Source organism: Cohnella laeviribosi DSM 21336, assembly GCF_000378425.1.
Taxonomy (GTDB): Bacteria; Bacillota; Bacilli; order Paenibacillales; family Paenibacillaceae; genus Cohnella; species Cohnella laeviribosi.
Genome location: NZ_KB899851.1, coordinates 1 through 25,459, shown reverse-complemented (window position 1 = coordinate 25,459; position 25,459 = coordinate 1). Strand labels below are relative to the sequence as shown.

Annotated in this window: 27 protein-coding genes, 6 tRNA genes and 2 pseudogenes; 11 read left to right on the top strand and 24 right to left on the bottom strand. The window is 57.5% G+C overall.

Annotated elements, in window-relative coordinates; translation table 11 throughout:
• The 5 genes and pseudogenes from F560_RS25690 to F560_RS0119355 all read right to left on the bottom strand — a co-directional run.
• Nucleotides 1-151, bottom strand: a pseudogene (locus F560_RS25690) (IS110 family transposase); the annotation flags it as partial.
• Between the two features lie 196 nt (nt 152-347).
• A complete protein-coding gene (locus tag F560_RS0119370) occupies nt 348-1,361 on the bottom strand; it encodes a LacI family DNA-binding transcriptional regulator (RefSeq protein ID WP_026298414.1) in 1,014 nt (337 codons plus the stop codon).
• A gap of 382 nt (nt 1,362-1,743) precedes the next feature.
• A tRNA-Leu gene (locus tag F560_RS0119365) sits at nt 1,744-1,829 on the bottom strand.
• A gap of 58 nt (nt 1,830-1,887) precedes the next feature.
• A tRNA-Lys gene (locus F560_RS0119360) sits at nt 1,888-1,963 on the bottom strand.
• Between the two features lie 3 nt (nt 1,964-1,966).
• A tRNA-Glu gene (locus tag F560_RS0119355) sits at nt 1,967-2,041 on the bottom strand.
• Nucleotides 2,042-2,191: 150 nt separating this feature from the next.
• Between F560_RS0119355 and corA the strand changes: the two genes are divergently transcribed.
• Complete coding sequence (gene corA, locus F560_RS0119345; protein WP_019007407.1) at nt 2,192-3,133, top strand: magnesium/cobalt transporter CorA; 942 nt, start codon at nt 2,192-2,194, stop codon at nt 3,131-3,133.
• A gap of 156 nt (nt 3,134-3,289) precedes the next feature.
• Here the strand turns inward: corA and F560_RS0119340 are convergent.
• From F560_RS0119340 to F560_RS0119330, 3 genes are all read right to left on the bottom strand, one after another.
• Nucleotides 3,290-3,378 (bottom strand) — tRNA-Ser (locus tag F560_RS0119340).
• Between the two features lie 3 nt (nt 3,379-3,381).
• Nucleotides 3,382-3,457 (bottom strand) — tRNA-Asn (locus F560_RS0119335).
• A 136-nt stretch (nt 3,458-3,593) separates the two neighbouring features.
• A complete protein-coding gene (locus F560_RS0119330; RefSeq protein ID WP_019007406.1) occupies nt 3,594-4,064 on the bottom strand; it encodes a SprT family protein in 471 nt (156 codons plus the stop codon).
• A gap of 150 nt (nt 4,065-4,214) precedes the next feature.
• Here F560_RS0119330 and F560_RS0119325 point away from each other — a divergent pair, with 150 nt between their 5' ends.
• Both F560_RS0119325 and cmpA read left to right on the top strand, forming a co-directional pair.
• Nucleotides 4,215-4,571: a hypothetical protein gene (locus F560_RS0119325; protein ID WP_019007405.1), complete on the top strand. Its 357-nt coding sequence runs from the start codon at nt 4,215-4,217 to the stop codon at nt 4,569-4,571.
• Nucleotides 4,572-4,693: 122 nt separating this feature from the next.
• Nucleotides 4,694-4,840, top strand: a complete 147-nt coding sequence (gene cmpA, locus F560_RS25255) for a cortex morphogenetic protein CmpA (protein WP_019007404.1) — start codon at nt 4,694-4,696, stop codon at nt 4,838-4,840.
• 150 nt (nt 4,841-4,990) lie between these two features.
• On the opposite strand, the gene F560_RS0119310 is transcribed toward cmpA, so the two are convergent.
• The 8 genes from F560_RS0119310 to F560_RS25685 all read right to left on the bottom strand — a co-directional run bounded on the left by F560_RS0119310 (nt 4,991) and on the right by F560_RS25685 (nt 12,899).
• Nucleotides 4,991-7,180, bottom strand: coding sequence for a Tex family protein (locus tag F560_RS0119310; protein ID WP_019007402.1), 2,190 nt, complete (start codon nt 7,178-7,180; stop codon nt 4,991-4,993).
• Between the two features lie 67 nt (nt 7,181-7,247).
• Nucleotides 7,248-7,853 carry a TetR family transcriptional regulator gene (locus F560_RS23700; protein WP_033396446.1) on the bottom strand — a complete coding sequence of 202 codons (606 nt, stop codon included), beginning with the start codon at nt 7,851-7,853 and terminating at the stop codon, nt 7,248-7,250.
• A 74-nt stretch (nt 7,854-7,927) separates the two neighbouring features.
• The gene (locus tag F560_RS0119300) at nt 7,928-9,073 is read right to left on the bottom strand and encodes a YhgE/Pip domain-containing protein (protein ID WP_019007400.1); all 1,146 of its coding nucleotides are present in this window, start codon (nt 9,071-9,073) and stop codon (nt 7,928-7,930) included.
• Between the two features lie 160 nt (nt 9,074-9,233).
• Nucleotides 9,234-9,584, bottom strand: a complete 351-nt coding sequence (locus F560_RS0119295) for a type II toxin-antitoxin system PemK/MazF family toxin (RefSeq protein WP_019007399.1) — start codon at nt 9,582-9,584, stop codon at nt 9,234-9,236.
• Nucleotides 9,585-9,588: 4 nt separating this feature from the next.
• Nucleotides 9,589-9,870: a CopG family ribbon-helix-helix protein gene (locus F560_RS0119290; protein WP_019007398.1), complete on the bottom strand. Its 282-nt coding sequence runs from the start codon at nt 9,868-9,870 to the stop codon at nt 9,589-9,591.
• Nucleotides 9,871-10,021: 151 nt separating this feature from the next.
• A complete protein-coding gene (gene alr / locus F560_RS0119285) occupies nt 10,022-11,206 on the bottom strand; it encodes an alanine racemase (RefSeq protein WP_019007397.1) in 1,185 nt (394 codons plus the stop codon).
• A gap of 175 nt (nt 11,207-11,381) precedes the next feature.
• Nucleotides 11,382-12,584, bottom strand: a complete 1,203-nt coding sequence (locus F560_RS0119280) for an outer membrane lipoprotein-sorting protein (protein ID WP_019007396.1) — start codon at nt 12,582-12,584, stop codon at nt 11,382-11,384.
• 171 nt (nt 12,585-12,755) lie between these two features.
• A complete protein-coding gene (locus F560_RS25685) occupies nt 12,756-12,899 on the bottom strand; it encodes a hypothetical protein (RefSeq protein ID WP_019007395.1) in 144 nt (47 codons plus the stop codon).
• Here F560_RS25685 and F560_RS23695 point away from each other — a divergent pair.
• Both F560_RS23695 and F560_RS0119265 read left to right on the top strand, forming a co-directional pair.
• A complete protein-coding gene (locus tag F560_RS23695; protein ID WP_019007394.1) occupies nt 12,898-13,236 on the top strand; it encodes a response regulator in 339 nt (112 codons plus the stop codon). The two genes, F560_RS25685 and F560_RS23695, sit on opposite strands and share 2 nt — an antisense overlap.
• Nucleotides 13,237-13,440: 204 nt before the next feature.
• The gene (locus F560_RS0119265; RefSeq protein WP_019007393.1) at nt 13,441-14,820 is read left to right on the top strand and encodes a dipeptidase; all 1,380 of its coding nucleotides are present in this window, start codon (nt 13,441-13,443) and stop codon (nt 14,818-14,820) included.
• A 628-nt stretch (nt 14,821-15,448) separates the two neighbouring features.
• On the opposite strand, the gene F560_RS0119260 is transcribed toward F560_RS0119265, so the two are convergent.
• Nucleotides 15,449-15,787 (bottom strand): histidine triad nucleotide-binding protein, encoded by a 339-nt coding sequence (locus tag F560_RS0119260; protein ID WP_019007392.1) that lies wholly within the window; start codon nt 15,785-15,787, stop codon nt 15,449-15,451.
• A gap of 385 nt (nt 15,788-16,172) precedes the next feature.
• On the opposite strand from F560_RS0119260, the gene F560_RS0119255 reads away from it, so the two are divergent.
• A complete protein-coding gene (locus F560_RS0119255; RefSeq protein WP_019007391.1) occupies nt 16,173-16,709 on the top strand; it encodes an RDD family protein in 537 nt (178 codons plus the stop codon).
• A gap of 183 nt (nt 16,710-16,892) precedes the next feature.
• Here F560_RS0119255 and F560_RS0119250 read toward each other — a convergent pair whose 3' ends face one another.
• Nucleotides 16,893-17,903, bottom strand: coding sequence for an AI-2E family transporter (locus F560_RS0119250; protein ID WP_026298412.1), 1,011 nt, complete (start codon nt 17,901-17,903; stop codon nt 16,893-16,895).
• A 386-nt stretch (nt 17,904-18,289) separates the two neighbouring features.
• Here F560_RS0119250 and F560_RS0119245 point away from each other — a divergent pair, with 386 nt between their 5' ends.
• The 3 genes from F560_RS0119245 to F560_RS0119235 all read left to right on the top strand — a co-directional run bounded on the left by F560_RS0119245 (nt 18,290) and on the right by F560_RS0119235 (nt 21,617).
• Nucleotides 18,290-19,426 (top strand): Gfo/Idh/MocA family protein, encoded by a 1,137-nt coding sequence (locus F560_RS0119245; protein ID WP_019007389.1) that lies wholly within the window; start codon nt 18,290-18,292, stop codon nt 19,424-19,426.
• Nucleotides 19,427-19,487: 61 nt separating this feature from the next.
• On the top strand, nt 19,488-20,591 hold the full coding sequence (locus F560_RS0119240) for a Gfo/Idh/MocA family protein (protein WP_019007388.1): 1,104 nt from the start codon (nt 19,488-19,490) through the stop codon (nt 20,589-20,591).
• 108 nt (nt 20,592-20,699) lie between these two features.
• On the top strand, nt 20,700-21,617 hold the full coding sequence (locus tag F560_RS0119235; protein ID WP_019007387.1) for an AraC family transcriptional regulator: 918 nt from the start codon (nt 20,700-20,702) through the stop codon (nt 21,615-21,617).
• Nucleotides 21,618-21,709: 92 nt separating this feature from the next.
• Here F560_RS0119235 and F560_RS0119230 read toward each other — a convergent pair.
• The 5 genes from F560_RS0119230 to F560_RS0119210 form a co-directional block, all read right to left on the bottom strand.
• Nucleotides 21,710-21,785 (bottom strand) — tRNA-Lys (locus F560_RS0119230).
• A 178-nt stretch (nt 21,786-21,963) separates the two neighbouring features.
• The gene (locus F560_RS23690; RefSeq protein ID WP_019007386.1) at nt 21,964-22,323 is read right to left on the bottom strand and encodes a LytTR family transcriptional regulator DNA-binding domain-containing protein; all 360 of its coding nucleotides are present in this window, start codon (nt 22,321-22,323) and stop codon (nt 21,964-21,966) included.
• A gap of 22 nt (nt 22,324-22,345) precedes the next feature.
• Nucleotides 22,346-22,468, bottom strand: coding sequence for a cyclic lactone autoinducer peptide (locus F560_RS25250; protein WP_019007385.1), 123 nt, complete (start codon nt 22,466-22,468; stop codon nt 22,346-22,348).
• Nucleotides 22,469-22,473: 5 nt separating this feature from the next.
• On the bottom strand, nt 22,474-22,995 hold the full coding sequence (locus tag F560_RS0119215) for an accessory gene regulator ArgB-like protein (RefSeq protein WP_019007384.1): 522 nt from the start codon (nt 22,993-22,995) through the stop codon (nt 22,474-22,476).
• Nucleotides 22,988-23,653 (bottom strand): hypothetical protein, encoded by a 666-nt coding sequence (locus F560_RS0119210; protein WP_019007383.1) that lies wholly within the window; start codon nt 23,651-23,653, stop codon nt 22,988-22,990. The genes F560_RS0119215 and F560_RS0119210 overlap by 8 nt, the downstream gene beginning before the upstream one ends.
• A gap of 200 nt (nt 23,654-23,853) precedes the next feature.
• Between F560_RS0119210 and def the strand changes: the two genes are divergently transcribed.
• On the top strand, nt 23,854-24,375 hold the full coding sequence (gene def / locus F560_RS0119205) for a peptide deformylase (RefSeq protein ID WP_019007382.1): 522 nt from the start codon (nt 23,854-23,856) through the stop codon (nt 24,373-24,375).
• A 31-nt stretch (nt 24,376-24,406) separates the two neighbouring features.
• On the top strand, nt 24,407-25,075 hold the full coding sequence (locus F560_RS0119200) for an HAD family hydrolase (protein WP_019007381.1): 669 nt from the start codon (nt 24,407-24,409) through the stop codon (nt 25,073-25,075).
• Nucleotides 25,076-25,230: 155 nt separating this feature from the next.
• On the opposite strand, the pseudogene F560_RS25245 reads toward F560_RS0119200, so the two are convergent.
• A pseudogene (locus tag F560_RS25245) lies at nt 25,231-25,459 on the bottom strand (group II intron reverse transcriptase/maturase); the annotation flags it as partial.

The window sequence follows — 25,459 nt, the reverse complement described above, 5'->3', positions numbered from 1 at the left end:
CGAACACGCAGTCTTTACCGAGCTCGATTCCGCGGAAATCGACGGCTCTGGCGACATGTGTTTTCTTGGCAATGTCGGCCCCGACAACAAGAGTTGATTCGGTAATTTGTTGAATTCGTTGATTCTGTTTCCTGGCGTGTTTATACTTCATTGTAGAGTGCCTCCTGCGCTGGGATTTGTTCTTTGGTCGGAACGTTCCCCAGTATACAGAAGGTACTTTTTTCATTCAAACCTCGAATTCATTCATTACAGGAATGGCTCCTTTTTCATTACAAAACCGCTCTGAATCGCTCTGAAAAGCTTTTCAGAATGCCGTCGGGGGCATCCCTGCCCTCCATAACTTCGCCTTACGGCTTGACGCTGATGACCGAGTCTCTCTCTACAATGCTGTGCGGAACAACGGTTCTCAGGTCATGAACGGGTTCGCCGCGAATCAGCCGCAGCAGCTTCACCACGGATAAATATCCGATATCAAACAGCGGCTGGGCGACCGTCGTCAATTTCGGAAAACACATGCCGGCCATGCGCGTATTGTCGAACCCGATCACCGATATTTCTTCCGGCACGCGAATCCGGTGTTCGTGCAGATAAGAAATAGCGGCAAGCGCACGCTCGTCGCTGGTTGCAAAAACCGCCGTCATATCCGGAAACTTGGCGTGCAGCGCCTTCATCGCCTGGTAGCTGTGCTCAAATTGGGGGCTGCCGTACTCGATGCACTTCTTGGGATCGGACTCGATGCCGTGATCGTTCAGCGCGCGAAGGAAACCGCGAATCCGGGGCCCGCCCGAAATCGGGTCGTCGATCGACCCGCTGATCATGCCGATCCGGCGATGCCCGCGGCTGATCAGGTACGCCGCAGCGTCGTAAGCGGCTTTCTCGTCGTCCACTTTGACCGAAGCGATCTCGTAATCCGGGCTATGCGTGGCAGCCAGGACGACGGGGAACGTAAACTTGGACAGTACCTCATAATCGTCCGGCAGAACGGGCTCGCTTGTCAGGATCAGTCCGTCAATTTGTTTTTCATTCAATACTTTCAGGATGGCGTGTTTCTTTTGGGCATTGTTGTCCGTATTGCAAATCATGAGATTGTATCCGGCTTCATGCGCCGCACCCTCCATACCGGCGAGCACTTCCGAATAGAACAGGTTGGAAATATTGGGGGAAAGCACGCCCAGCGTCTGTGTTCGCCTGTGAATGAGCCCTCGGGCCAGCGCATTCGGCGAATAGTTAAGCTGCGCAATCGCCGCAAGCACCTTTTCCCGCTTTTCTTTCACAACCAGCTCCGGCGCATTCAGTACGCGCGACACGGTACTGATGGATACATTGGCCAGCTTCGCTACGTCTCTGATACTCGCTTTCATGCGGAACACCTTGCTTTGCAAAGGTTGAAAAGCTTTTCAATATGCAGCAAACCCCACCTCCATCTATTTGATCCGGATCAATGCGGTTGTGCCACGTATGAACCGTTCTTCTCTATATTCAAGTATTATACTCGGTTTTATTAGGATTACAATAGCTCGTTCTTTGTAAAACGCTTCTTGCCGCCGGTTGCATTTTTACCACAGCATTGTTGGCGGGTCGCCTCTTGCGGCAACGTCCGATACTTTCCACGGCAACCAGGTTGTATGCGCATGTAACAAAAAAAGCCGAGCCCCCAAGGAGTCTCGACCGCACTTTCTCCAAATTACCGGACAAAAAAATAAAAAATCCCTTATGTATCAAGGGATTTCGAATTCGAATTTATGGTGCGGTCGGCGGGATTCGAACCCGCACGCCTTGTGGGCGCTACCCCCTCAAGATAGTGTGTCTGCCAGTTCCACCACGACCGCACGTTATGAAGTTGAATGTCGCCCGAAGTGGTTGCGTACGCTAACCGGATTCATCGGGTGGTGAGCCATGAAGGACTCGAACCTTCGACACCCTGATTAAAAGTCAGGTGCTCTACCAACTGAGCTAATGGCTCGAATGGTGACCCGTAGGGGATTCGAACCCCTGTTACCTCCGTGAAAGGGAGGTGTCTTAACCCCTTGACCAACGGGCCGGACATCGTTCGCTTGAACCGCTTCGTTTCCGCAGCCCTTTCAGACGACAAAAATGATTATATCCGAATCCCCGGCAGATATCAAGCCCTTTTGTCCAAACTTTTTTTTGCTTAAAAATGTGCTATCCTAAAGCGGAAGGAGAGATGGAAATGACCGATATGCTCTTGTATGATTCCCGAACCCATACCATCCGGGAGACGCCCGTGAGAATGCCGGAAGACGGCGAAGTGGCGTGGATTCCCCTGATCGCGGCAACGCCCGAAGAAGTGCAGCGTGTCCTGACGGACATCTTCCATTGCCATCCCTTGCTCGTCGAGGACTGCGTCACGATGAACCAGCGCCCGAAGTTGGACCGGTATGAAAACCATTTGCTGCTGACCTTTTTCCATGTTGACGAAGACTTGTCCGCAGTCGAGATGGAGCATGTGATCGGGCCCAACTACGTCATTACGGTCTGCTCCCAGGAAGTGGCTTCGCTGCGGGAAGCCGCATCGGATTTCCGGCGGACGGAAGGGGGGCACATGGAGTTCTCCGGAGCCGTCCTGTACCGGCTGCTGGACCGCTGCGTGGACGACTATGCCAACGTGACGGACAAAGTGGACAACCGGATCGAAAAGTTCGAGCGGGCTGTTTTTCACAATCCTCACGTGCGGATTTCCGGCGAGGTGTTCCGGTTGAAGAGGCGCCTGCACACGCTGCGGCGCATTCTGGCCGACGAAAGGGCCGTTATCGGCGAGCTGACCCATCAGCAGTTCCCGTATACCCGCAAGGAAGCCGATGTGTACTTTTCCGACATTTACGACCATATTACACAAGTGCTCGACTCCATCGATTCGTTCCGGGAATCGCTCACCGGACTGCTCGACCTGCAACTCAACATGAAGTCCGACCGAATGAACGAAATCATGAAGACGCTCACGATTATCAGTTCGATTTTCATGCCGCTCACCTTCATCGTCGGGGTGTACGGCATGAATTTCAGGTATATGCCGGAATTGGACTTGCCTTACGCCTATCCTGTCCTGCTGGTCATTATGCTCATTATTGCAAGTTCGCTGTGGTTTTATTACAAACGAAAAAAATGGCTGTAGCCGTCTGCCGCGTCGATAAATCCTCGATCAATCCTTTCCGGAAAAGCGCCTCCTTCGCGCGGGGGCGCCCAAAACCGTTCCGAAAACAAAAAAAAAGGCCCAACCGGAGTACTCTCCGACCAGACCTTTATTTATGTATGCCGCTTGTCGAACACCTGGCGGAGAGAGAGGGATTCGAACCCTCGCGGCTGTTACACCCTAACGCTTTAGCAAAGCGCCCCCTTCGGCCTCTTGGGTACCTCTCCGAATGGCTCCTCGAACAGGACTCGAACCTGTGACTACTCGATTAACAGTCGAGTGCTCTACCAACTGAGCTATCGAGGAATATTTCGTCGATTGACGTTGTGTTCTCGAAGCGACATGAATTAATTTAGCATGCTTCTCGGAGGAAGTCAAGCACCTTTCCGCAGGTTTTTTAAAAAAATTTTGGACCCCGCAGATCGGGCTTGCATCCGTCGCCTCAGCCTTGCGCAGGTTCGGCATCCACCAGCTTCAGCCCTCCCCGGCAACGGCCGCAGGCGTATTTGCGCGGATCGACTTTGCGCTTGCGGGGATAGGACATGCCGCACGAGCGGCAGACAAGCCAATACTTTACAGGCAAGCTCCGGCGGGCGCCCGGCAGCGTCTTGCAGTACAAGGTCGCCCCGACCTTTTTCAGCAGCGCCTTGAATTCCGGGTCCCGGTGGCGGTATCCGAGGCCCGCCAAATGCAAATGATAATGGCAGAGCTCGTGCTTGATAATCCGCTCGGTCTCCTCGCGGCCGTACACCGCAAGCTGATGAGGGCTGATTTCGATATTGTGGCTTTTCAGAAAATAGCGTCCGCCCGTCGTCCGCAGCCTGCCGTTAAAAGTCGCTTTATGTTTAAAAGGCAGCCCGAACGCCTCCCGCGAAACGGACTCCACCCATGCTTGCAATTCCGCGTCGTTCACGGTTTTCTCCTCTTTTCCGTTCCATTCGCCTCGCCGCCCGGAAGCGGCGCCGTTCCTGGGGCCCGCTTGGCCCCGAACTACTTGAATTGTAGTCTCCGGTTGGGCTACACTGTCAAGTAGAATTTGCCCGAGGGGAGAACCGCAATCGTCATGTCCAAGATGTCCTATATCCTCCTGCAGCGAAAAGACGGGAGCCTTCTCTTTGTCGAAATGCCCGCCTCCCACGCTTATCAACTGAGCGCGTTGAATTTGAGGCTTCATAAAGAACTGTCCAAGCTGACCGCCGACAACGTGCCCGAACTGCCCGTAGCGGTAGCCGAATGCACGGGACTGGAACTGCTTGACGAGCGCATGACGCCGGTCAGCGGGTTAGCCTATATAAACGAGCTGGAGCGCACCTTCGCCGCCATTCGCGAAACGTCGTATCCGCTCGTCTCCCTGCTTACCGAAATCCGCGCCCTGCAAGCACAGCTCGAACAGTGGTACGAGGAAGAGGGCCTGCTCTGACGCCCCTTGGTCCGGCGCGGATTCGCGGCTTCCGCCGCCACACCTTAAAATCGGACCTGCACGACGGGTGCCTCGCTCCCATATGCTATTAACACAGCACGAACGGGAGGAGGTCGACCGCGATGCCGCAATGGCTGTGCAATCAGCTCATGCGGGCGTACCTGAAAAAGGACCGCAGGCAAATCAAAATGCTGAACGACTGCTGGTTTTTTTACCAACGGCAGACGCCGTCGCAGCAGACGACGCCGGCTACGCGTTCCCTGCATTGAACGGCCGTTTGATCATGACCGGAAAGATCGCGGACAGGCATACGCACCCAACGGCCTCCGGTCCGCTGGCCCGAGACGAAGGCCGCCTCCTCCGCAAGCTTGCGCGCTTGCGAAGCGAGGCGGCCTTTTGACACGCTTGGCTTCGTTTGTTCAGGTCTCCTGCGGTCCTTTCATCGTCAGGCTGACCCGGCCTTTTTTCGCATCGATGCCGATCACCCATACCGTCACCGTATCGCCCACGGCCACCACCTCGGTCGGATGCTTCACGTAGCGGTTGCTGAGCTGCGAAATGTGGACGAGCCCGTCGTTTTTGATGCCGATGTCGACAAACGCGCCGAAATCCACCACGTTCCGCACGGTGCCCATCAACTGCATGCCCGGCCGCAAATCCTCGATGTCGAGCACATCGGTATGGAAGATCGGCGGCGGCAGCTCGTCGCGCGGGTCCCGTCCGGGACGCAGCAGGCTGTCCACGATGTCCCGCAGCGTTGGAACGCCGACATCAAGCCGCTGCGCCATCCCGGCGATATCCATCTGCTGCAGGCGCGTCTTCAGCTCCTCCGAGCCGATCGCGGTCAAGGGCAGGCCCAGCATGCCGAACAGTGCGTCGACAACCTTGTACGACTCAGGGTGAATCGGCGTGCGGTCAAGCGGATTGTCCCCGTCCATAATGCGCAAAAAGCCTACGCATTGCTCATAGGTTTTCGCCCCCAGGCGCGGAACCTTTTGCAATTGAGAACGATTGGTGAACTTCCCTTGCTCTTCCCGCAGCTTGACGATATTCTTGGCAATCGTGCTGTTGATCCCCGACACGTAACTAAGCAGCGACGGAGACGCCGTGTTGACGTCGACACCCACATGGTTGACCGCCGATTCGACGACGCTGTTCAGGCTTTCCTCCAGACGCTTCTGCGAGACGTCGTGCTGATACTGGCCGACGCCGATTGCTTTCGGCTCGATCTTGACCAATTCGGCCAGCGGGTCCTGCACCCTGCGGGCAATCGAAACGGCGCTTCGTTCCGCCACGTCCAGATCGGGAAATTCCTCCTGCGCCAGCTTGGAGGCCGAATAGACGCTTGCGCCCGCTTCGCTGACGATCAGATACTGCAGCCCCCGCTCCGGCATTCCCTTGATGACGCCGGCGACGAACTGCTCCGTCTCGCGCGACGCGGTGCCGTTGCCGATGACGATCAGGCTGATCCCGTACTGGTCGACCAGGCGGCGGAACAGCGCCTCGGCCTCCGCCTTTTTGTTGTGCGGCGGCGTCGGATAAGCCACGGCAACCTCCAGCAGCTTGCCCGTCTCGTCGACGACGGCAAGCTTGCAGCCCGTCCGGTATGCCGGGTCGACGCCGAGCACGACGCGTCCCTTCACCGGCGGCTGGAGCAGAAGGTTGCGCAGATTCTCGGAGAAGATGCCGATCGCATGCTCTTCGGCTTTCTCCGTGAGCTCGCCGCGCAGCTCCCGTTCGATCGACGGCGCGATCAGCCGCTTGTAGGCGTCCTCCGCGGCGGCCGCCAGCAGGTCGCGGGCGGGAGACGGCCGCCGGATCATGCGCCGCTTAAGCTCTTCGACAACGCGGTCGGCCGGCACCTCGATGCCGACGGCGAGCACCGACTCGCGCTCCCCGCGGTTGATCGCCAGCACGCGATGCGGCGGCAGCCGCTTGACGGGCTCGGCATACTGGTAATACATCTCGTAGACCGACTCGGCTTCCGGATCCTTCGCCTTGCTGTGCAGCACCCCGTGATCCCACGTAAAGCGCCGCACCCATTTCCGGATGTCCGCATCGTCGGCAATGCCTTCGGCGATAATGTCCATCGCGCCCTGAAGCGCTTCCTCGGGGCTTGCGACGCCCTTCTCTTCGTCGACGTACCGCGCGGCTTCCGCATGGGGATCGCCGTGCTCCGGCTGCGACAGCAGCCACTCCGCCAGCGGCTCGAGGCCCCGCTCCTTGGCCACGCTGGCCCGCGTTCTCCGCTTTTGCCGGTACGGGCGGTACAAGTCCTCGATCTCCTGCAGCTTGACGGCCTTCTCCACCGCCGCTTGCAGCTCCGGCGTAAGCTTCCCCTGCTCGTCGATCAACCGGATGACCTCGCTCTTGCGATCCTCCAGCTGCTGCAGATACCCTCTGCGCTCCTGGATTGCCCTCAGCTGATTCTCGTCCAGCTCCCCGGTCATTTCCTTGCGGTACCGGGCGATAAACGGAATCGTGTTCCCCTCGTCGAGCAGTCCCGCCACCGTCCGCACCTGGCCCGGCTTCAATCCGAGCTCCGCGGCGATCTGGGCGATCATCCGCTCCTCGCGGGCTTGTTCCGAACCTTGCATTTCCTCAAGCATCCAACAGCGCCTCCCTGTCCAATCACGAAAAACAAGCGCTCCCAGCCGGAAGCGCCTGCGTGATCGTTTACTTCTTTACGGATTCTCCAGCGTAGTGCAAACCGCCCAAAACATATTCCGTCACATCGTCCACCAGCTCTTGAGCCGACTGCGGGGTATGCTCCAGCAACGGCTGGAAGTAGTCCGTGTTTCGGTGGAACAAAATGGAGCCGAGAACGGACAGGAGCGCATTGTCCAGCGACCGGAAGCGAAATACGCCGATTCGGCGCCCCTCTTCCAGCAAATTCCGCAGCTTGCCCCAAATCGGGAACATATACTTGCGGATCACGCTCGTCCGGGGAGTTCCCAGGCTAATCTCCTGCTGGAGAATCAGCATCATTTCCGGCTCGCGGAAACGGTACTGCATCACCTGTTCAATAATATGGATGATTCCTTCCACGGGCGGGAACGGCCGATCCACGCTCGCCCGTATCAATTCGTTGGGCAAAAAATGCTCGAAAAGCGCTTCGAAAATTTTCTCCTTGCCCCCGAAATGATAAGAAATCAAAGCCACATTGGCGCCTGCCTCGTCGGATATTTGCCGGATGGTCGTCCGGTCGAATCCTTGCTGCGCGAACAATTTCTTGGCCGCGCGCAGCAGGCGCAGCTTCACGTCCTGTTCCGCCGATTCCATAATTTCCTCCGCCTTGATCAGGATCATGTACTATTATGAACCGTGCGCGGACGCGAATCAAGCTCCGCTGAGCGTCAACTTGCCTGCGCCGCCTCCCGGACGGGCTGACGGCCCGGCTTAAGCGCAACGGTTCCCGCTCCGACTGCGGCGCAGGACAAGGCGATCAGCAGCAGCATGCCGACGGCACGTCCCGCTCCCGGCCCGCCGAACAACACGTCCATGCCGCTTTCCACCGCGTACGTCGCCGGCAGCACATTGCCCAGATTGGCATAAAAATCGTTCAACAGCTCCCGCGGCACCATGGCGCCCGAGGATACGAGCTGAACGGACAGAAGCAGAATGTTGAACACCATGCCGCCGATGCCGAACAACAGCAGAAACATCTGCGTCAGGAACAAGAACGACAGCAGCATGACGAACATCAGCCCCCACAGCGCGAGAAAACCGCGTTCCGCCTGCCCGCCGAGCGCCATAATGAGCGAAGCGCCTACAAGCGAGACGCCCACCGCCGCGGCGACGTTCAGAACGCAGCGGGCGGCAAGACGCTGCCAGCGGCCCGTCTGAGCGGCCAGCGCCGCGGAGGATTGCTCCAGGTTCATGCTCATGATCATGGAGCCGACAAAGGAGGCCAACACCATCATCATCGGGATCATCTGATTGTTCATTCCGGAGACCGGATTCACCGGCTGGACATGGCCGACGACCCGTTCGGCCAGAGCGGCGGACGCCGCGGCGGCCTGTTCCGCAGGCTGCACCTTCGCCAGAATCTGCCGGACGCCTTCGCCGACGGCAGCCTTGTTTACCTCTGCCGTCACTTGACCCGAAACGGAAGTCATGATGCTTTTGATCAGCGACGGATTCGATTCGTTAATCCAAAAATCGAGGGAAGCCTGCCGGTCCGCCGCGGCAGCGTCCGCGGAGAAGGTCGAAGGGATGCGGATGACCATCTGCAGCTCCCGCTCGTCCAATTGCTCCATCGCTTCTTCGCGGTCTGAGAGCAGCACGGTCTGCACCGGCAGGCTCGACTGCAATTTCGAAGCGACCGCCTTGTCCAGCCCCTGATCCTCGTTGACGATGCCGACGCGAAGCTGGCCGGTCCGGTCCGTTACGCCTTCGTACCCGGTCATCCATACGACGGAGAAAATGAACTGGAACATAAGCGCCGTCGCAATGCCCATCCACGTCGTCGGCCTTTTCATAAACAGCTTGAGGGTTCTCATCTCTCGCCATCCGCCCTTCTCTTTTAATCATTTGTTTTAATCGTTTGTTCTAATCATATGTTTAAAATAGTCGATGAACAGGCCCGCTGTCAATCCTTGTCTTCGTTCCGCCGCAGATCGAAACAAAAAAAGACGAAAACCACCAAGCGGTTTCCGTCTTTCAAAAATCGATCAAACCGACGCTGATCTGCAGGGCGTCGTCGACTTTGCGCATCATTTCTTCGTCCAAGTGGGTGATTTTGTCCGTCAACCGCTGCTTGTCGATCGTCCGGATCTGCTCAAGCAGCACAACCGAGTCCCTTTCCATTCCATAAAATTTCGAATCGATCTCGACATGCGTCGGGAGCTTTGCTTTCTGGATTTGAGCGGTTATGGCAGCTACGATAACCGTCGGACTGAAGCGGTTGCCAATATCGTTCTGAATGACGAGCACGGGACGCACGCCACCCTGTTCCGAGCCAACAACCGGCGACAAATCCGCATAGAATATATCCCCGCGCTTGACGATCAATGGGCTACACCCCGCTTACCAGTCGTCCAAGTGTGCTTTCGGCATCCTCTTCCGCATGAAAAGCTTCCGATGCTATGTTCAGGTTGATTTTGGCCATCTCCATATATCCACGCTGCATGGAATCGCGGATCAAACGTTTCTTCCGCTCCACGAGATATTGTTTCATCGCCTGCCGAATGACTTCGCTGCGGTTCGAATTTTCCTTTGCGACCACAAAGTCGACTTCCCGTAGCAGTTGATCCGGCAGGCTGATCATGATTCTCTTTGTATTATGCGCATTGGCCACCGAACAAGCACCTCCAAAGATTTTCCAGCCCTCTACCTAATTTCCAGTATGTCGGTCCCGGGAGAGAAATATACGACTCCCCTGTCGACAATCTAAGCATTCGCGTTAACAAGCCCATTTTCCTGCTGAACACAGCAAATTATCCACTCGTTCAAACGTGCGCCAACGGATTGGTTACCGCCACAATCGCTCCGTTCTTCACGTATACGCGGGGAACTCGCGAAGAAATCATGCAGGTGACTTCGTAATTGATCGTGCCGAGCGCGGCCGCCACTTCCTCCGCCGTTATCGTCTGATCCCCCTGCCGCCCGATGAGCACGACTTCTTCCCCCGGCTCGAATTCGGGGGCGCCTTCGGTCCTTGCGTCATCCAGCCGGATCATGCACTGGTCCATGCAGATCGTGCCGAGCACCGGCACCCTGGTTCCCCTAAGCAGCGCTTCGGCTTTGCCCGACAGCATCCGGCTGAAGCCGTCGGCATAGCCGATCGGCAGCGTCCCGATCGTTTCCGTCCCGCTCGTCACGTAACGGGCTCCGTAGCTGATGCCTTCTCCGGGAGGAAGGGTCTTGACATGCACGATTTGCGTTTTCAGCGTCATGACCGGTTCCAGGCGAATCCGGTCGCGGCGTACTTCCTCGCTCGGATACAGTCCGTACATGGCAATCCCAAGCCGCAGCATGCCCCCGATGTGGTCGGGCAGATCGATGCCGGCCGCGCTGTTGCCCGCGTGAATGATGCGCAGGGGCAAGGTGTGACGCCGGACATACTCCGCGACGGAAGCGAACCGTTCCGCCTGCATGAGCGTATGGCTTTTGTCGCTTTCGTCCGCTTTGGCATAATGGGTAAACATGCCCTCGACATCCAGTTGGGGCAAGGCGCACGCCCGTTCCAGAAACCGTTCGGCCTCGCGGCCCGGAAGCACGCCGAGACGCCCCATGCCGGAGTCGATTTTCACATGCGCCTTCAGCTTGGGGCCCTGTACGGGCAGCTTTTCGATTTCATCCAAGGAATCGTGCCTAAACAATGTAACGGTAATCCCGTGCTCCCGCGCAAGCGGGAATCCTTCGGGCGGAGTATATCCTAGCGTCAGCACCGGCGCCGTTACGCCCGCGCGCCGAAGCTGCAGCGCTTCGTCCAGCGATGCCACCCCGAGATAATCCGCTCCCGCGGCTACCGCCGCTCTCGCCGTTTCAACCGCTCCGTGTCCGTAGGCATTCGCCTTTACGGAGGCGAGCAGCCTTGTGCCGGACGGCAGGAGATCGCGGAATGCCTTCACGTTGCGCTCCAGGGCATCCAGCGAGATCTCAGCCACCGTCGGCCTGAAATATTCATCCACGGACCCGTCACCCACTTTATTCTGTCAAAACCATATCTTTAACCTATATGGTAATGTTACCGGGTGACCGTTGGGCTGTCAACGAATGATCGCGATCCAACGTTTTCCATCGCGGGCATCGGCCGAATATGGCAAAGGAAGAGCCGGTAGCGGGAAGCCGGCTCCTCCTTTCGCGTTATTTACCCGACGAATCCACCATCGATTGCGCGACCCGGACCATCTCTTCTTCCGGCAGATCGATTGTGGTCAGCCGGTAATCCGTGCCGTCGTAGGTCCACGTCAGCGTCTTCGTATCCCCGGTCGTCAGGTGGCCCATCGTAAAGCCCAGATCAAGCGCAATGCCTTCGGTCGTGGTGACCGCCTCCGTCTTTGACACCGACTCCAGGATGGTGAAGTCGTACGTTCCGGTATAGCGAAGCATGACGCCCTGGCTGCCGTCGGCCAGCTTGATTTCGACGATGTCCTTTTGCTCGACGCCTTCGGGCAGCAAGTCCGGATCCGGCTCGACGGTCACAAGCTCTTCCGTCTGCGCGTCCGTTCCGGCTCCGTCGGAAGCTGCGCTCTCGCTTCCGCTTGCGCCTTCCGTCGTTTCGGAAGGAGCGGCGCCCGGCTCGGCCGACGATTCGCCTGTTGCTCCGCCGTTTGCGCCGCCGTCCGCATCGCTGGCCTCCGGCGCTTTCGTTTCGCTTGCGCCAGGCTGCTGCGCGTTCGTTTCGCCGCCGCCAGACTGCGCATTCGGAGCGGCCGTCATATTCTGCTGCATGTCAAACGCGGAGCGGTCGAATTTTTTCCCGAACTTGAAGTTGTCGAACTTCACTTCCACCATCAGGTTCGCGTTCGTGTCCGTGATTTCCACCTGGCGCGGGGCGTAATCGGACTTGGCCAGCCAGATTTTTTGGCGCGCGAACGATCCGTTCTGATAGTTGCTCGCCATCACGTCGAAGACGTACGAATCCTTGTCGGACGTGAACTGGCGCGAATTGTCGAGCACGATGCTCTTCACGAGCGTTTGGTACAAATAGACCTGGCCTTGGTTCTCCGGCCATTCGCTCTGAAACCGGTAGCTCTTGTTCAGGCTCGGCGTCAGCACGAACACGCCGTCGTCGTTGCGGAGCACGATCTGCGTGATGTCCTTCTTGTCGTTGGTGAGCGCGATCCGGTAATAGGACGGTTTTTGGTACCACACTTCGACCTTGTACGTTTGCGGCTGTTGTCCGGTATGCAAAATCATCGTGCCGCTGCCTTCATAGCTGTCCATTTTTTCCATTACCTTGTTCAAATCCTTCACGACCGTTTCCGCGTTTTTGCTCCCGCAGCCCGCAAGCAATCCTGCAAGGAGAACGACGGCGGCAGCGATCCATGGGATCCGACGACGCATGAGATCAACCCCTCTGCACATTGGTTAGTCCATGGTTCATACTTATGAGGGGACTTGACCTAATATGCAGACAAGATTGACGAGCTCCAGCCAGCGGAGTGAAGCCGGCCGCCGAACGTCCGCGCCGCGCACGAACCGGCGGCTCTGGCGTACGCGCGGGCCGCCCCTCCATCAGCGGAACCCCGCTTTTCCGAATTGCCACCCGTAAAAAGCCAAAATGCCGGCATGCATCAAACTTAGAACCAGATACAGATTGCTGTAGACCGCCGCCGAATCGGCAAACGACGAGGACGACCCGGAGTGGATCAAAGCCATGACCAGCTTTCTCCATCACGAAGACGACATGCTCGTCGTCGGCTCGGCGACGAATAAAGAGGAAGCCGTCAGACTGGCGCGGACGCTAGACTTCGATGTCGTGCTCATGGACATCCAGCTCGGCGAAGGCGCAATGGACGGCATTTACGCGGCCATCGACATTCATGACATTCATCCGGCCATAATCATCATGCTCACCTCGCTTCGCGACGAGCGCGTCGTCACGCAGGCGTTCACCGCCGGAGCCGTCAATTATATCGAAAAAAGCCGGTTCAAGGATATTCCGCACGCGATCCGCACGGCTTACCGTCATCCGGCCGCGAGACGAACGGGCTGATCGGAACCGTATTCCGCTATTACGGCCGCTTTCAGGCGAGCGTCCGGCCGCTCGACCCGGCCCTGATTCCGCCGGATGCGCGGCCGCTGCGGGAGGAGCGCCGGGCGTGACGGCGGCACCGGGAAGCGGAATATTTCCCCTGCGGAAAAAGGAATGGTAAAATCGGGGAGAGATGATTCCATTCAAGGAAGGAAGGTGCCTCCCATGAGCTATGCGGCCTATTTCGCCGGTCAACGCGAACGGCACTTGAACGAGCTGAAGGAATGGCTGTCCATTCCGAGCATTTCCGCTTTATCCGAACATAAGCAGGACGTGAACGCCGCCGCGAAGTGGCTGGCCGACGCGCTCACCCGCGCCGGACTGGAGCAGGTGGAAATTCATCGGACGAAGGGGCATCCCATCGTCTACGCCGAGCACCTGCACGCCCCCGGCCGGCCGACGCTGCTGATCTACGGCCACTACGACGTCCAGCCGGTCGATCCGCTGCATCTGTGGACAACGCCTCCGTTCGAGCCGACGATCCGCGACGGCAAGCTGTATGCGCGGGGAGCAACGGACGACAAAGGCCAGCTTTTCCTGCATATCAAAGCGGTCGAGGCGATTTTGCGCGAGGAAGGCCGGCTTCCGGTCAACATCAAGTTCTGCGTCGAAGGAGAAGAAGAAGTATCCGGCACCAGCCTGGCGGAATTTCTCGCCGCCAACCGGGACAAGCTGGCGGCCGACGCGGTCGTCATTTCGGACTCCTCGCTGCTGGAGCGGGGCAAGCCGTCGATCTGCACCGGCCTGCGCGGCCTCTGCTCGCTGGAAGTGACCGTGACGACCGCCAAAACCGACCTGCACTCCGGCCTTTACGGCGGAGCCGTGCCCAATGCGCTGCATGCGCTCGTGTCGCTGCTCGCCTCGCTGCACGACGATCAGGGCCGCGTCGCGGTGGAAGGCTTTTACGAAGGCGTGCCGGAGCTGACGGAGCTGGAAAAAGCCGACTTGGCCAGCTACAATCCCGACGAGAAGCAGCTTGCCGCCGAGCTGGGCCTCGACACGCTTTACGGAGAACCGGGCTTCTCGTTCACCGAGCGCACCGGCGCCCGGCCGACGCTGGAGCTGAACGGCGTGTACGGCGGCTTCCAGGGGGAAGGGACGAAGACGGTCATTCCGAAAGAAGCGCATGCCAAAATCACCTGCCGTCTGGTCGGGGACCAGGACCCGCAGAAGACGCTCGAACGGATCGAACGCCATATGCAGGCGCATATCCAGCCGGGGGCGAAGCTGCACATCCGGCCCGGCGAAAAGGCGCGCGCTTTCAGCTGCGACCCTTCCCACCCCTTGCTTCAGCTGGCGGCCGACGCCTATGAAGAAGTGTACGGCACGCGCGCCGTGTTCACCAAGGACGGCGGTTCGATCCCGATCGTGGAGACGTTCTCCCGCATCCTGGCGGCTCCGGTCGTCATGATGGGCTTCGGCCTGCCCGACGAAAATCTGCACGCTCCCGACGAGCATTTCCATCTGGAGAATTTCGACAAAGGCCTGCTTACGCTCGTCGCCTATCTGCACAAGGTGGGACAAGAAGCCGCTTCCCGAAGCTGAAGCTTCCCGAAAGCCGTTCGGACATGCCAAAGCCCCCGTTCCTGCCGCGGACGGGGGCTTTGCCCGTTTCGTCTAGGCCTTCCATTCCAGCTGGCGGCCGCCATGAGCGTCGGCGGCTTGGAGGGCGCTTGAAGGGCGGCGTGTCGGCCATCGGCATCGCGCTGGCGCTTGCGTCCCCCCTGAGCCGGGCGCTGGGCACCCGATGGGTACGTGGATACCAAACGCGTAACGGCCATGCAAACGACCTCGGCGGCACCCGGATTCCCCTCTTGTTTTGCCCTGCGTTTCCATCAGCCGGGCAGATAAGGCGGACACAGGATCCGCTATTTGTTCAAAATCCCCCGATTTCCGCCTTCTCGCGGACAGACAATCCGTTAAGAGCTATAATTCCGCAAAAAATCGCCGACGGACGAACGAATAACGGAACCTCTGTCCCCACATTCTCCCCGTAGACGAGATCGGCCGATTTAGCGGAACGACGGTCCACCAAAATCATCATTAACGGTTTGGCGGATCGAGCCGGAATGACGATCCAGGGATCACCCTCTTGCACATGCTTTTCTCAGCAAGCTAACTGTCCGTTAGGAAAGCAGCCTTACTTTGGGGACAGTCCCTTTGCCCGTTTCGTCTAGGCCTTCCATTCCAACTGGCGGCCGCCGATCACGTGATAATGCAGGTGGTGCACCGATTGCTGGCCGTGTTCCCCGATGTTTGTGATGACCCGAAATCCGGTTTTGTCCACGCCCGTGATTCGCGCCACGTTCTGAATGACCTGATGAAGATGTCCGATCAGCTCCTTGTCCTCCGTCCCGATGTCCAGCAGGGACGAAATATGCTTTTTCGGAATCGTCAGCACATGCACCGGCGCGATCGGGTTGATATCGTGGAATGCGACCGCAAACTCGTCTTCGTAGACTTTTTGGGACGGAAGCTCGCCGTTTACGATTTTGCAGAAGATGCAGTCCATGTGAATTCTCCTTTGCTTGAAAATATAGAAGTTCGCGGGCGGGCTTACGCGGACGCGCCGCCCAACGCGCCGCCCAAAGAGAGTTCGCGCGCAGATGCGCCACGCCCTTGGGCGAGCCGCTCGTGCCCGACGTGAACCCCGCCAGGAACCCGTCCAGCGGCTCGTCGCGGTTCGCTTCAAGGGCTTGTCCGGGCTGCAGCCCGGCGCTTCGCTTCAGGGACGTCCACGAACGATTCGCGGGTATTTCCTTGGTCCCGACAGGCTTGAGCCCGCTCCAAATTGGCATCTAATGGCATCGTATCATTTTTCGGGAATTCATTTCAATGCGATGTCTCTTTTTGTTATGATAAGGGAAAGGATTAATTTCCAGGAAAAGGAGAAGGGGATGCTGCTTTCCATTCGGAGGCTGCTTGCATACGGGGTCGATTTCGTGCTGCTCGCTATGGTCCTTATCGGGCTGCAGATGTCGGTTTATGCGATGACGTCCGGGTTTCCGTTCGATCGTTTCGATCACGGATACGAAATCGAATGGTGGGTTCTGGCGACGATGTCTTTGCCCGTATGGCTGTATTTTATCCTGTGCGAACGACTCTTCCAAAAGACAGTAGGAAAAAAGCTGCTCGCCTTGAAAGTGACGGACCGGACGGGATCGAACATCAACGTTGCGCAAGCGCTGGCCAGAACCGCCGTCAGGTTGCTTCCGTGGGAGCTGACTCATGCGATCGTCCTCGTTCCCGAGCCGTGGTGGAGCGTGGAGGAACCGGACAATCTTTATTTGATTTATATTCCGAATGCCCTCCTGCTTCTCTATATTGCCGCGTTGTTTTGGAATAGGGGGGCTAAAAGCATACACGACGGATTGGCCGGAACGCGGGTCACCCATGCGAAGCAGGCAACGCCGCCGCAATCATTCGCCGAATAAGCGACGTCCATACCGTCTCGCCATGCCGCAAGTGCGATTCTGGCTGTTTTCGAAGCCAGCCCCAAAAACCAACAAACCTCCAAAAACCACTGTAAAAAGCGGTTTTGGAGGTTTATTTGTTTTACATCCGGCACACAGCCCGCCGGAGCGGTCGGGCGCGGCTTCCCCGGCCCGGCTCCGGCGTCAGCTTTTCGGCTGGTCGACCTCGAGCAGGTCGAGCAGGAACATAAAAATCGGAATTCCGATAATGAGCCCCCATATGCCCAAATAATGCTGGGCAAAGATGAGCACGATGAACGTGTAAAACATCGGCAGCTTCGTTTTGTGCGCGTACAGGCGCGGATTGAGAAAATACGTTTCCAACGCGTGAATGGCCAGAATCATGACGATGGTCCAGAGCACCAGGGAAAAACCGCCGACCTGGTACCCGATGATGCTGATCGGAATAAACGAGATGACGACGCCCGCCACCGGGATGAGGCTCAGCAGGAACACCATGATCGTCAGGGCGAACAAATACGGAAAGCCCATGATCCAAAGGCCGATCATCGTCAGCACCGTATTGAACACGGCGATCAGAAGCTGGACCTCGATCACTTTTCCGAAGGAAGACGTGAACTTTTTGCTGAAGTATTCAAACTCCTTGTACGCCCAGCCGATCTTGCTGTTCCGGAATTTCTCCGTGAATGCGACGATCTTGTTTCTTTGCAGCAGATAAAAGAAACTCAGCAGGATGACGATCAGGATGATTTCCAGCCACTTGCTCAGCTTCTTGATATACTCGATCGCGCTGCTGAAGTACGACTCGTAATTGACGTCCCCTTTCTTCAGCGCGTCGATCAGCTTCTGCACGATCTCGTTGTTGTTGGACGTTCGCAGAAAGCGGTCGATGTTGCCGATCAACTCGATAATCTGGCTAATGATCTTGGGGACGTAATTGTAAATCCCGATCACAAGGCCCGACACCAGCAGCGTGTACAAAACGACGACGACCGCAATGGGGGATACGGGAAAAAAGCGGTTGAGCTTCTTCGTCAGGTAGCTCTGCAGCCGTCCCATAACAAAGGTTACGAGGAACAGCAGCAGGAGCAGGTTGAGCATATGGCGGAGACTGAACAACAGCAGCAGAACAAGCAAAAGAAACAGCACTCTTCTTACTCCGGGTTGAGCAAAAAACGTTCGCAACGCATCCATCGGCTTCCCTCGTTTACATTTGTCTCGTTCACTATTACGGTTCATATCGTCCCGCGTTTCACGATCCTGCAATATTTTGCCCGTACGATTTAAGAGTACCTTACATCAAGCGGAGCAGCAAGAAGCCTCCCCGCCCCTTCCGGTTGCCGGGCTATGCCTTGCGTTAATCGTGGCTTGCCTTTTGCCCGGATTTCTTGACTGTGGTTACGCCCTTTATCCGATTCCCTCCCGTTCCCAACCGAATGTGCTACAATGGGGCCGTTCGCAAACGGAGCCGGCTGACCAACGCGTTCTGACATGCAACGCCGTCAACCGTTTATGCCGGTCAACCGGCTTCTTGGAGTTTATTTTCGCCGAGTTTATTTTCGCCGGGAGGTTTGTCTGGAATGAAACAGGTCAGATTCGGCATTGTCGGTATGGGCAATATGGGCAGCAATCATGCGGCAACCCTTGCGTCCGGCAAAATCAAAGGAGCCGCGCTGACGGCGGTTTGCGAAGCGAACGAGAGCCGCCGGCAGTCCATTCGCGGGCAGTATCCAGGCCTCGCGGTTTTCGCAACGTCACGGGAGTTGTTCGAATCCGGGCTGATCGACGCCGTTCTCATCGCCACTCCGCACTTCGGGCATCCGGCCGATGCGATCGCCGCGTTCGAGCACGATCTTCACGTGCTGATCGAGAAGCCGGCGGGCGTCTCCGTCTCGCGCGTTCGCCCGATGAACGAAGCGGCCGCAAGAAGCGGCAAAGTCTTCGGCATCATGTATAACCAGCGGATGAATCCGCTATACGCGAAAGTCCGCGATCTCGTCACTTCGGGCGAGCTCGGGGCGATTCGCCGGACCAACTGGATTATTACGAACTGGTACCGTCCGCAGGCGTATTACGATTCCGGTTCGTGGCGGGCCACCTGGGCCGGGGAAGGCGGCGGCGTGCTGCTCAACCAGTGTCCGCACCAGCTGGACCTCTGGCAATGGACGATCGGCATGATCCCGGCGCGGGTCCGGGCGTTCTGCCATTTCGGCAAATACCGCAACATCGAGGTCGAAGACGAAGTGACGGCTTACGTCGAATACGCCAACGGGGCGACCGGCGTTTTCGTGACGACAACCGGCGAAGCGCCGGGAACGAACCGTTACGAAGTGATCGGCGAGCGCGGCAAGCTGGTCGCCGAAAACGGGAAGCTGACGTTCTGGAGATTGCGCGAACCCGAGCCCGAATTCAACGCGCGCAACACCGTTTCCTTCGCCAGCCCGGAAGCTTGGCGGATCGATTTCGATCATTTCGGCCCGAGCCCGGAGCATGCCGGCATTATGCAGAATTTCACCGATGCGATCCTGAACGGAACCCCGCTTGTCGCGCCCGGCGAAGAAGGCATTCTCGGCTTGTCCATTTCCAACGCGATGCATTTGTCCACCTGGCTGGACCGTTGGGTCGAGCTTCCGCTCGACGAGCGGGAATTCGAGGCGCAGCTGCAGGCGCGAATCGACCGTTCCGCCTATCGCGCCGAAGAAACCGCAAGCCGGTGACGCTGTCCGATAACGGTCCCATGATGGAATAAGAATACGCTATCCACGGGAGGAGCATACGATGACTAGCGAAATTCGCGGCAAAGCCCTGTTCGGCGCCAGCAGCGGCCAGACCTACGCCCCCGCTTCCGCCAAGCCGGAACCGGTGTGCGGTCCCGGCGAATTCGTGATCGCGGCCGTCGCCCTCGATCACGGCCATATTTATGGCCAATGCCGGGGACTGGTCGAAGCCGGCGCGACGATCAAATGGGTATACGATCCGGACCCGGCCAAGGTCGAAGCGTTCCGGAAGGTTTTCCCCGAAGCGAAGGCGGCTCCTTCGGAAGCGGCCGTGCTCGAGGACGACGAAGTGCGCCTGGTCGCGGCCGCGGCCATTCCGAGCGAGCGCTGGGCGCTCGGGCTGAGGGTGCTGGCGTCGGGCAAGCACTATTTTACCGACAAGACGCCGTTTACCGAGCTGTCCCAGCTCGAAGCCGCCCGGAAAGCCGTCGCGGAAACCGGGTTTAAGTATATGGTTTACTACAGCGAGCGGCTGCATGTAGAAAGCGCCGTTTATGCGGGCCAGCTCATTAAGCAGGGCGCGATCGGCAAGGTCGTTCAGGTGCTCGGAACCGGTCCGCACCGGCTCGGCACCGGGCGGCCGGACTGGTTTTTCCGCAAGAAGCATTACGGCGGCATCTTGTGCGACATCGGCAGCCACCAGATCGAGCAATTCCTTTACTTTGCCGATTGCAAGGACGCGCGCGTGCTGCACAGCAAAGTCGGCAATTACCGCAATCCCGATTATCCCGAGCTGGAGGATTTCGGAGACGCCACTCTGGTCGGGGACAACGGGGCGACGAACTATTTCCGCGTCGATTGGCTGACGCCGGACGGACTGGGCACCTGGGGCGACGGACGAACCTTCATTCTCGGCACGGACGGGTACATCGAGCTGCGCAAATATATCGACATCGCCCGTTCCCGGGACGGCGGCCATGTTTATCTCGTCAATCATGAAGGGGAAGCGTATTTCGACGTGGCCGGCAAGGTCGGCTATCCCTTCTTCGGGGAGCTGATTCTCGATTGCCTGAACGGCACCGAGAACGCCATGACGCAGGAGCATGCCTTCAAAGCGGCGGAGCTGTGCCTGATCGCCCAGCGGGATGCGGTGCGGATCAGATGAAATCGCCTTCAAAACGTGTTAAAATGGCATAAGAAGGATATCAAGGAACCCTGTTTCGCGGCGAGCCGAAACAGGGTCCTTCCAACTTTGCAGGCGGAGGTGTCCCGGATGCCCGTCATTCCGTATGCGCAATGGAACCGTCCGATCGAATTCGCGTACCGATGCGCGACGCCGATTGCCGAAATCAGCTTTCATTCCCATTCGTTTTACGAAATTTATTATTTTCACGAGGGGCAGTGCACCTTCCTGATCGGGGACCGCATCATGACGCTGGCCCCGGGCGACCTCATTCTGATGCACGGCATGACGCTGCACCGGCCGAACCCGCAGCCTCACGTCCCGTACATCCGCACGCTCATTCATTTCGACCCCGCCTACATTTACCGCATATTGCCGGAGGATACGGTACGCGGCCTGCTTTTGCCGTTCGGAGAACTTCGCAACTATCGCCTCTCCCTGTCCGGCGAACGGCGGGCGGAGATCGAACGGCTGCTCGAAGAACTAAGCCGTCTGTACGAAGCCTCCGAACGGGGCGACGCCGTTCAGCCGTTCGCCTATGAACGATTTACGCTGCGGTTTTGCGAACTGCTGTACGTCATCAAAGGCTGCTGCCGGCAGCCCGTCGATCGGCAAATCCACCGTTCCGAGCGGGAGCGCCACGTGCAGAACATCATCTCCTATCTCGAACGCTGCTATCACGAGCCGGTCACGCTCGATGCGATTGCGGCGGAGCTGCATTTGACCAAAACGTACGTCTCCAATCTGTTCAAGGACGTCACCGGAACGACGGTATTTCAGTACCTGTATAACCGGCGGATCAATCAGGCGAAGATCCAGTTCCGGCTCGATCCGCACATGCCCGTGACCAAAGTGGGCAAAGCGGTCGGCTTCGCGCACCCGGCGCATTTCACCCGCGTGTTCAAAGCGGCCGTCGGCTGCACGCCGGACGCCTACCGGCGCCGAATGCTAGAACTGCAGCAGGCCGGGGATTCGGCGTCTCCTTTGCTTTCCGCGTCCGGCGTTTGAATGGGGTCCCTTTAACAGCATGCAATATGCGTATAGCAAAAAGAGCAGGTCAACGGCTTCCCGCCTTGCCTGCTCTTGTCGATTTTGAAGGATGGTAGGCCCTGTGGGGATCGAACCCACGACCCGTTGATTAAGAGTCAACTGCTCTGCCAGCTGAGCTAAGGACCTGCGACGGAGATTATGATAGCACATATTTGGCCGATGTGCAAATGTATTTTTTGGAAATTTTAAAGCCCAGCATAACCCATAAAAACACCACTCGGGATAGCGGCAGCTTCGCCGTTATCCCGAGCAGCGTCTCAGTTCCGACTGCAGGCGGATCAGCCTTCATCGCACAACAGATCGCTTACGGCGCTCGGCTTGACCTCATTATCCTTGGCCAAGTGTTCGACTTTTTCAGGTTGGCTTCGGATACCGTAAAGGACAGGCTGTCCTGGCGCCACGGATATTCGAAATACACCTTGCGGTCCTTCGGATCGAACGCCTTCACCCTGTTCAGGTTGACCAGATTCGTGCGGTCCAGCCGTTCGAACCCGGCGTTCTTCAGCAACAGATGAAGCTCGTCCATCCGGGTCGGATAGAAATAAACCTCATCCTTCGTATAGAACTCCGGACCTCTGGCCGTTGGCCGAATAGCAACAAGATTCTCTACGTTGACGGCACACGGGTTCCCCTTGCGATCAAGCAATAAAATCTGTTGCTCCATTCGCCCGCTCCCCTCTAGGCTGCTATCTTCTCAGCTCTTCGGGCACCTCGGGGCGATGAAACAGAAAATTGCATGCAGTCGACGCGAAAGCAACGGCGACAAGCGCCAATACCCGGGAAATGACAGTTACCGCATGACGTTTCATTACGATCATCTCCTTATCGGAATTCGTATAGTTGTTGCGGATTGTATCAATTGAGCCACTGCTACAGTGGAACTGAGCCAAAAGAAATTAAGCGATACGATCAGAACCGAAGCCAGCTTCAACAGCGGAAAATATCGCTCCGGAATGCGAGTGTGGCCTTTCAGATTGGAGGGTGCAAACAACAGCAACAACACGGCGCTGGCGATGATCGTTCCCTGCACCCACTCCTCCGTCATCGGGATATGCGGCGCAGCGGCCATACAGACGACGGATAAAACCGAGCACTGCAGCGCGGTGCGCAGATGGGCGCCGCCGGATACGAACTTGAGCGCCATAAACGCGGCAAGACCGAGCATCGTTTGGCCGAATTTTCCCGTAATCGCTCCTGCCAGACCAATCACCAATACCGTAAAAAAGAGATTCAACAAGATGATCAGCGAATACTTCATCACATCGACGCTGGCCGTACGTTCCGGCTCCGCATTTTTGAGCCTCTGGGCAAGCCGCAAAGCCAAAACTTCAATCATCGTCTTCACGGTCCTTTTTTACGGAAATAATAATCAAAGCGATCAACGCCAGAAAAAACAAAATCGAAATGAGCAAATATGGCGGATCTTCAATCGCAATATAAAGCATATTGGCCGCCACAACCAAAACGATAGAAAGAAGCAAAAAGATAAGAAACGGAACGTTTTTCCGGACAAAGATCTGGCTGCGGGTAAACCGGCTCGCTTCCCGAATAAAGCTGAACCCGCCGTTCTGAATCTTCGTCACCCATGCGCACAGGATCATCACCACTGCGGTAGCGGCTTGAATGGCAAACGCATCGGGCGTATACGACTCGATTTTCAACGCGCCGCCGTTTAAATGAGAAACCATCGCCACGATCATCCATTGAACGATGGAGTTTACCACGTAACCCGTCACGACCATGACCGCCGCATTAAACAAATGCAGCCCCAAAAAAACCGAAAAGAAAGCGATATGCACCGCCACGTGAATCAACGGCGAAAAGGCTTGCAGCGACTCCATCTGCAACGAATTGGAGGCGAAGCTGAGCACGATCGCATACAGCGTAAACTTGAACATATTCTCCCGGACGTTGAACCGGAAGAGGACGAGAATCAAATAGATGAACGCGATGTACTCCAGGGAAGAGAAAAAGATGAAGCCGGCAAATTTCATTCCCTATTGTGCCTCCGTCAAACCGTAGGATGTTAGCCCTACTTCTATTCTATCAAATTTCCAAAATTAATCATCCTTTTTTTGCAAACCCGCCCCGATCCGAAACAGGAAAGAGAGACTTCTCCCGGAAATCTGGTAAAATGAAATGAGCGCAAGCGCAGCATAAGCCAAAAGGAATACGAATTAAAGGAGCTTGAAGTATGACTGTTCGAACGATACTGCCGTTTGGCGACCCGATTCTGCGGAAAAAGGCCAAGCCTGTCGAGGAAGTGACGCCGCGAATCGTCAAGCTGCTCGACGACCTGAAGGATACGCTGTACGCCGCCGAAGGCCGGGCCGGTCTTGCGGCGCCGCAGATCGGCATTTTGCGCCGGGCGGTCGTCATGGACTGCGGCGACGGCCTGATCGAGCTGATCAATCCGGAAATTGTCGAACGCCGCGGCGAGCAGCTTGGCGCCGAAGCGTGCCTGTCCTTCCCCGGTTATGCGGGAGAGGTAAAGCGCGCCCAATACGTGAAGGTAAAAAGCCTCAACCGCCGGGGCGAACCGTTCGTATTGGAAGCGGAAGGCTATCTGGCGCGCTGCGTTCAGCATGAAGTGGATCACCTGGACGGCATTTTGTTCATCGATCATGTCAAAGGGGACTTCCTGTACCACGAGCAAACCGGAGAGCGCATTTCCCTGCTCGACGTGAGGAAGCTGGCCAACACGGGAGAACTGTAAAGAAAACCAAGGGAGAGAGGAACTTGCGGTCATGGACGCGATCCGAAATTTGATTTTCGACTTCGACGGCACGCTGGCGGACACGCTGCCGGTCATGGGACACGCGTTCGCCAATGCGTTTCGCAAATACGACAACCGGGAACTGAACTTCGGCGACTTCAACCGGATGTCCGGGCCGACGGAGTTCGGCATCATTCGATTGCATCTCAAAAACAAGGAGCTGGCGGAAACGGCGATCGAAGAATTCGTCGCCGATTACGAGCGGCACCATGAAGCGTTGGTCAGGAAGAACGATGAGATTGCGGCGCTGCTGCGGGATTTGAAGCAGGCCGGAGCAGGGCTTGCGCTTTTCACGGGCAAAGCCCGCCGGACGCTCGACATCTCCCTTGCCAAGCTTGGGCTGGAGCTTCCGTTCGACAAGATCGTCACGGGCGACGATGTGACGCGGTCCAAGCCGGCGCCGGAAGGCATCCTCCGCATTCTCGACGCTCTCGGCTGGAGCCGCGAGGACACCGTCTATATCGGCGACAGCAACGACGATATGCGAGCCGGCCATGACGCGGGCGTGCGCACGTTCGCGGCCCAATGGATGCCGAACGTGCAGGCGAGGCAATACGCGCCCGCGCCCGAACGCGTCTTCGCCAGCATAGGGGAATTCAGGGCCTACCTGGCCGGCCGCGTTCCCGGCTTCCCGGGTTGACGGCAAGCTTCGGGCTGCCGCCGAACCGACGAATACCGGCCAGACCGACCGCTGCCGGTTCGCATGTCCCGCCGGCGGGACGGACCGCCGCACGATCGAGTAGGAGGGGGCGGCTAACCCCCGTCCTCTCACAACACCTAGCATGCGGGTCCGCACTAGGCGTTTCCAAAAGGTTGACAAAGTTCCAGATAACGAGAAAGCAAACTTTTCAGCCCTTTTGCTTCCCAATAGGAAGTTGGAAGGGCGTTGTTTATGGCTCGGGACATTTCCCAAGGACCTCGTCTAGAATTGGCCATCATGAAGACCATCCAATCGGGCATGCCAAGCGCCCGGAGTTCGCGGATGCGGGTTCGTACCCGTTTCCACTGTTTCCATTGGCACATG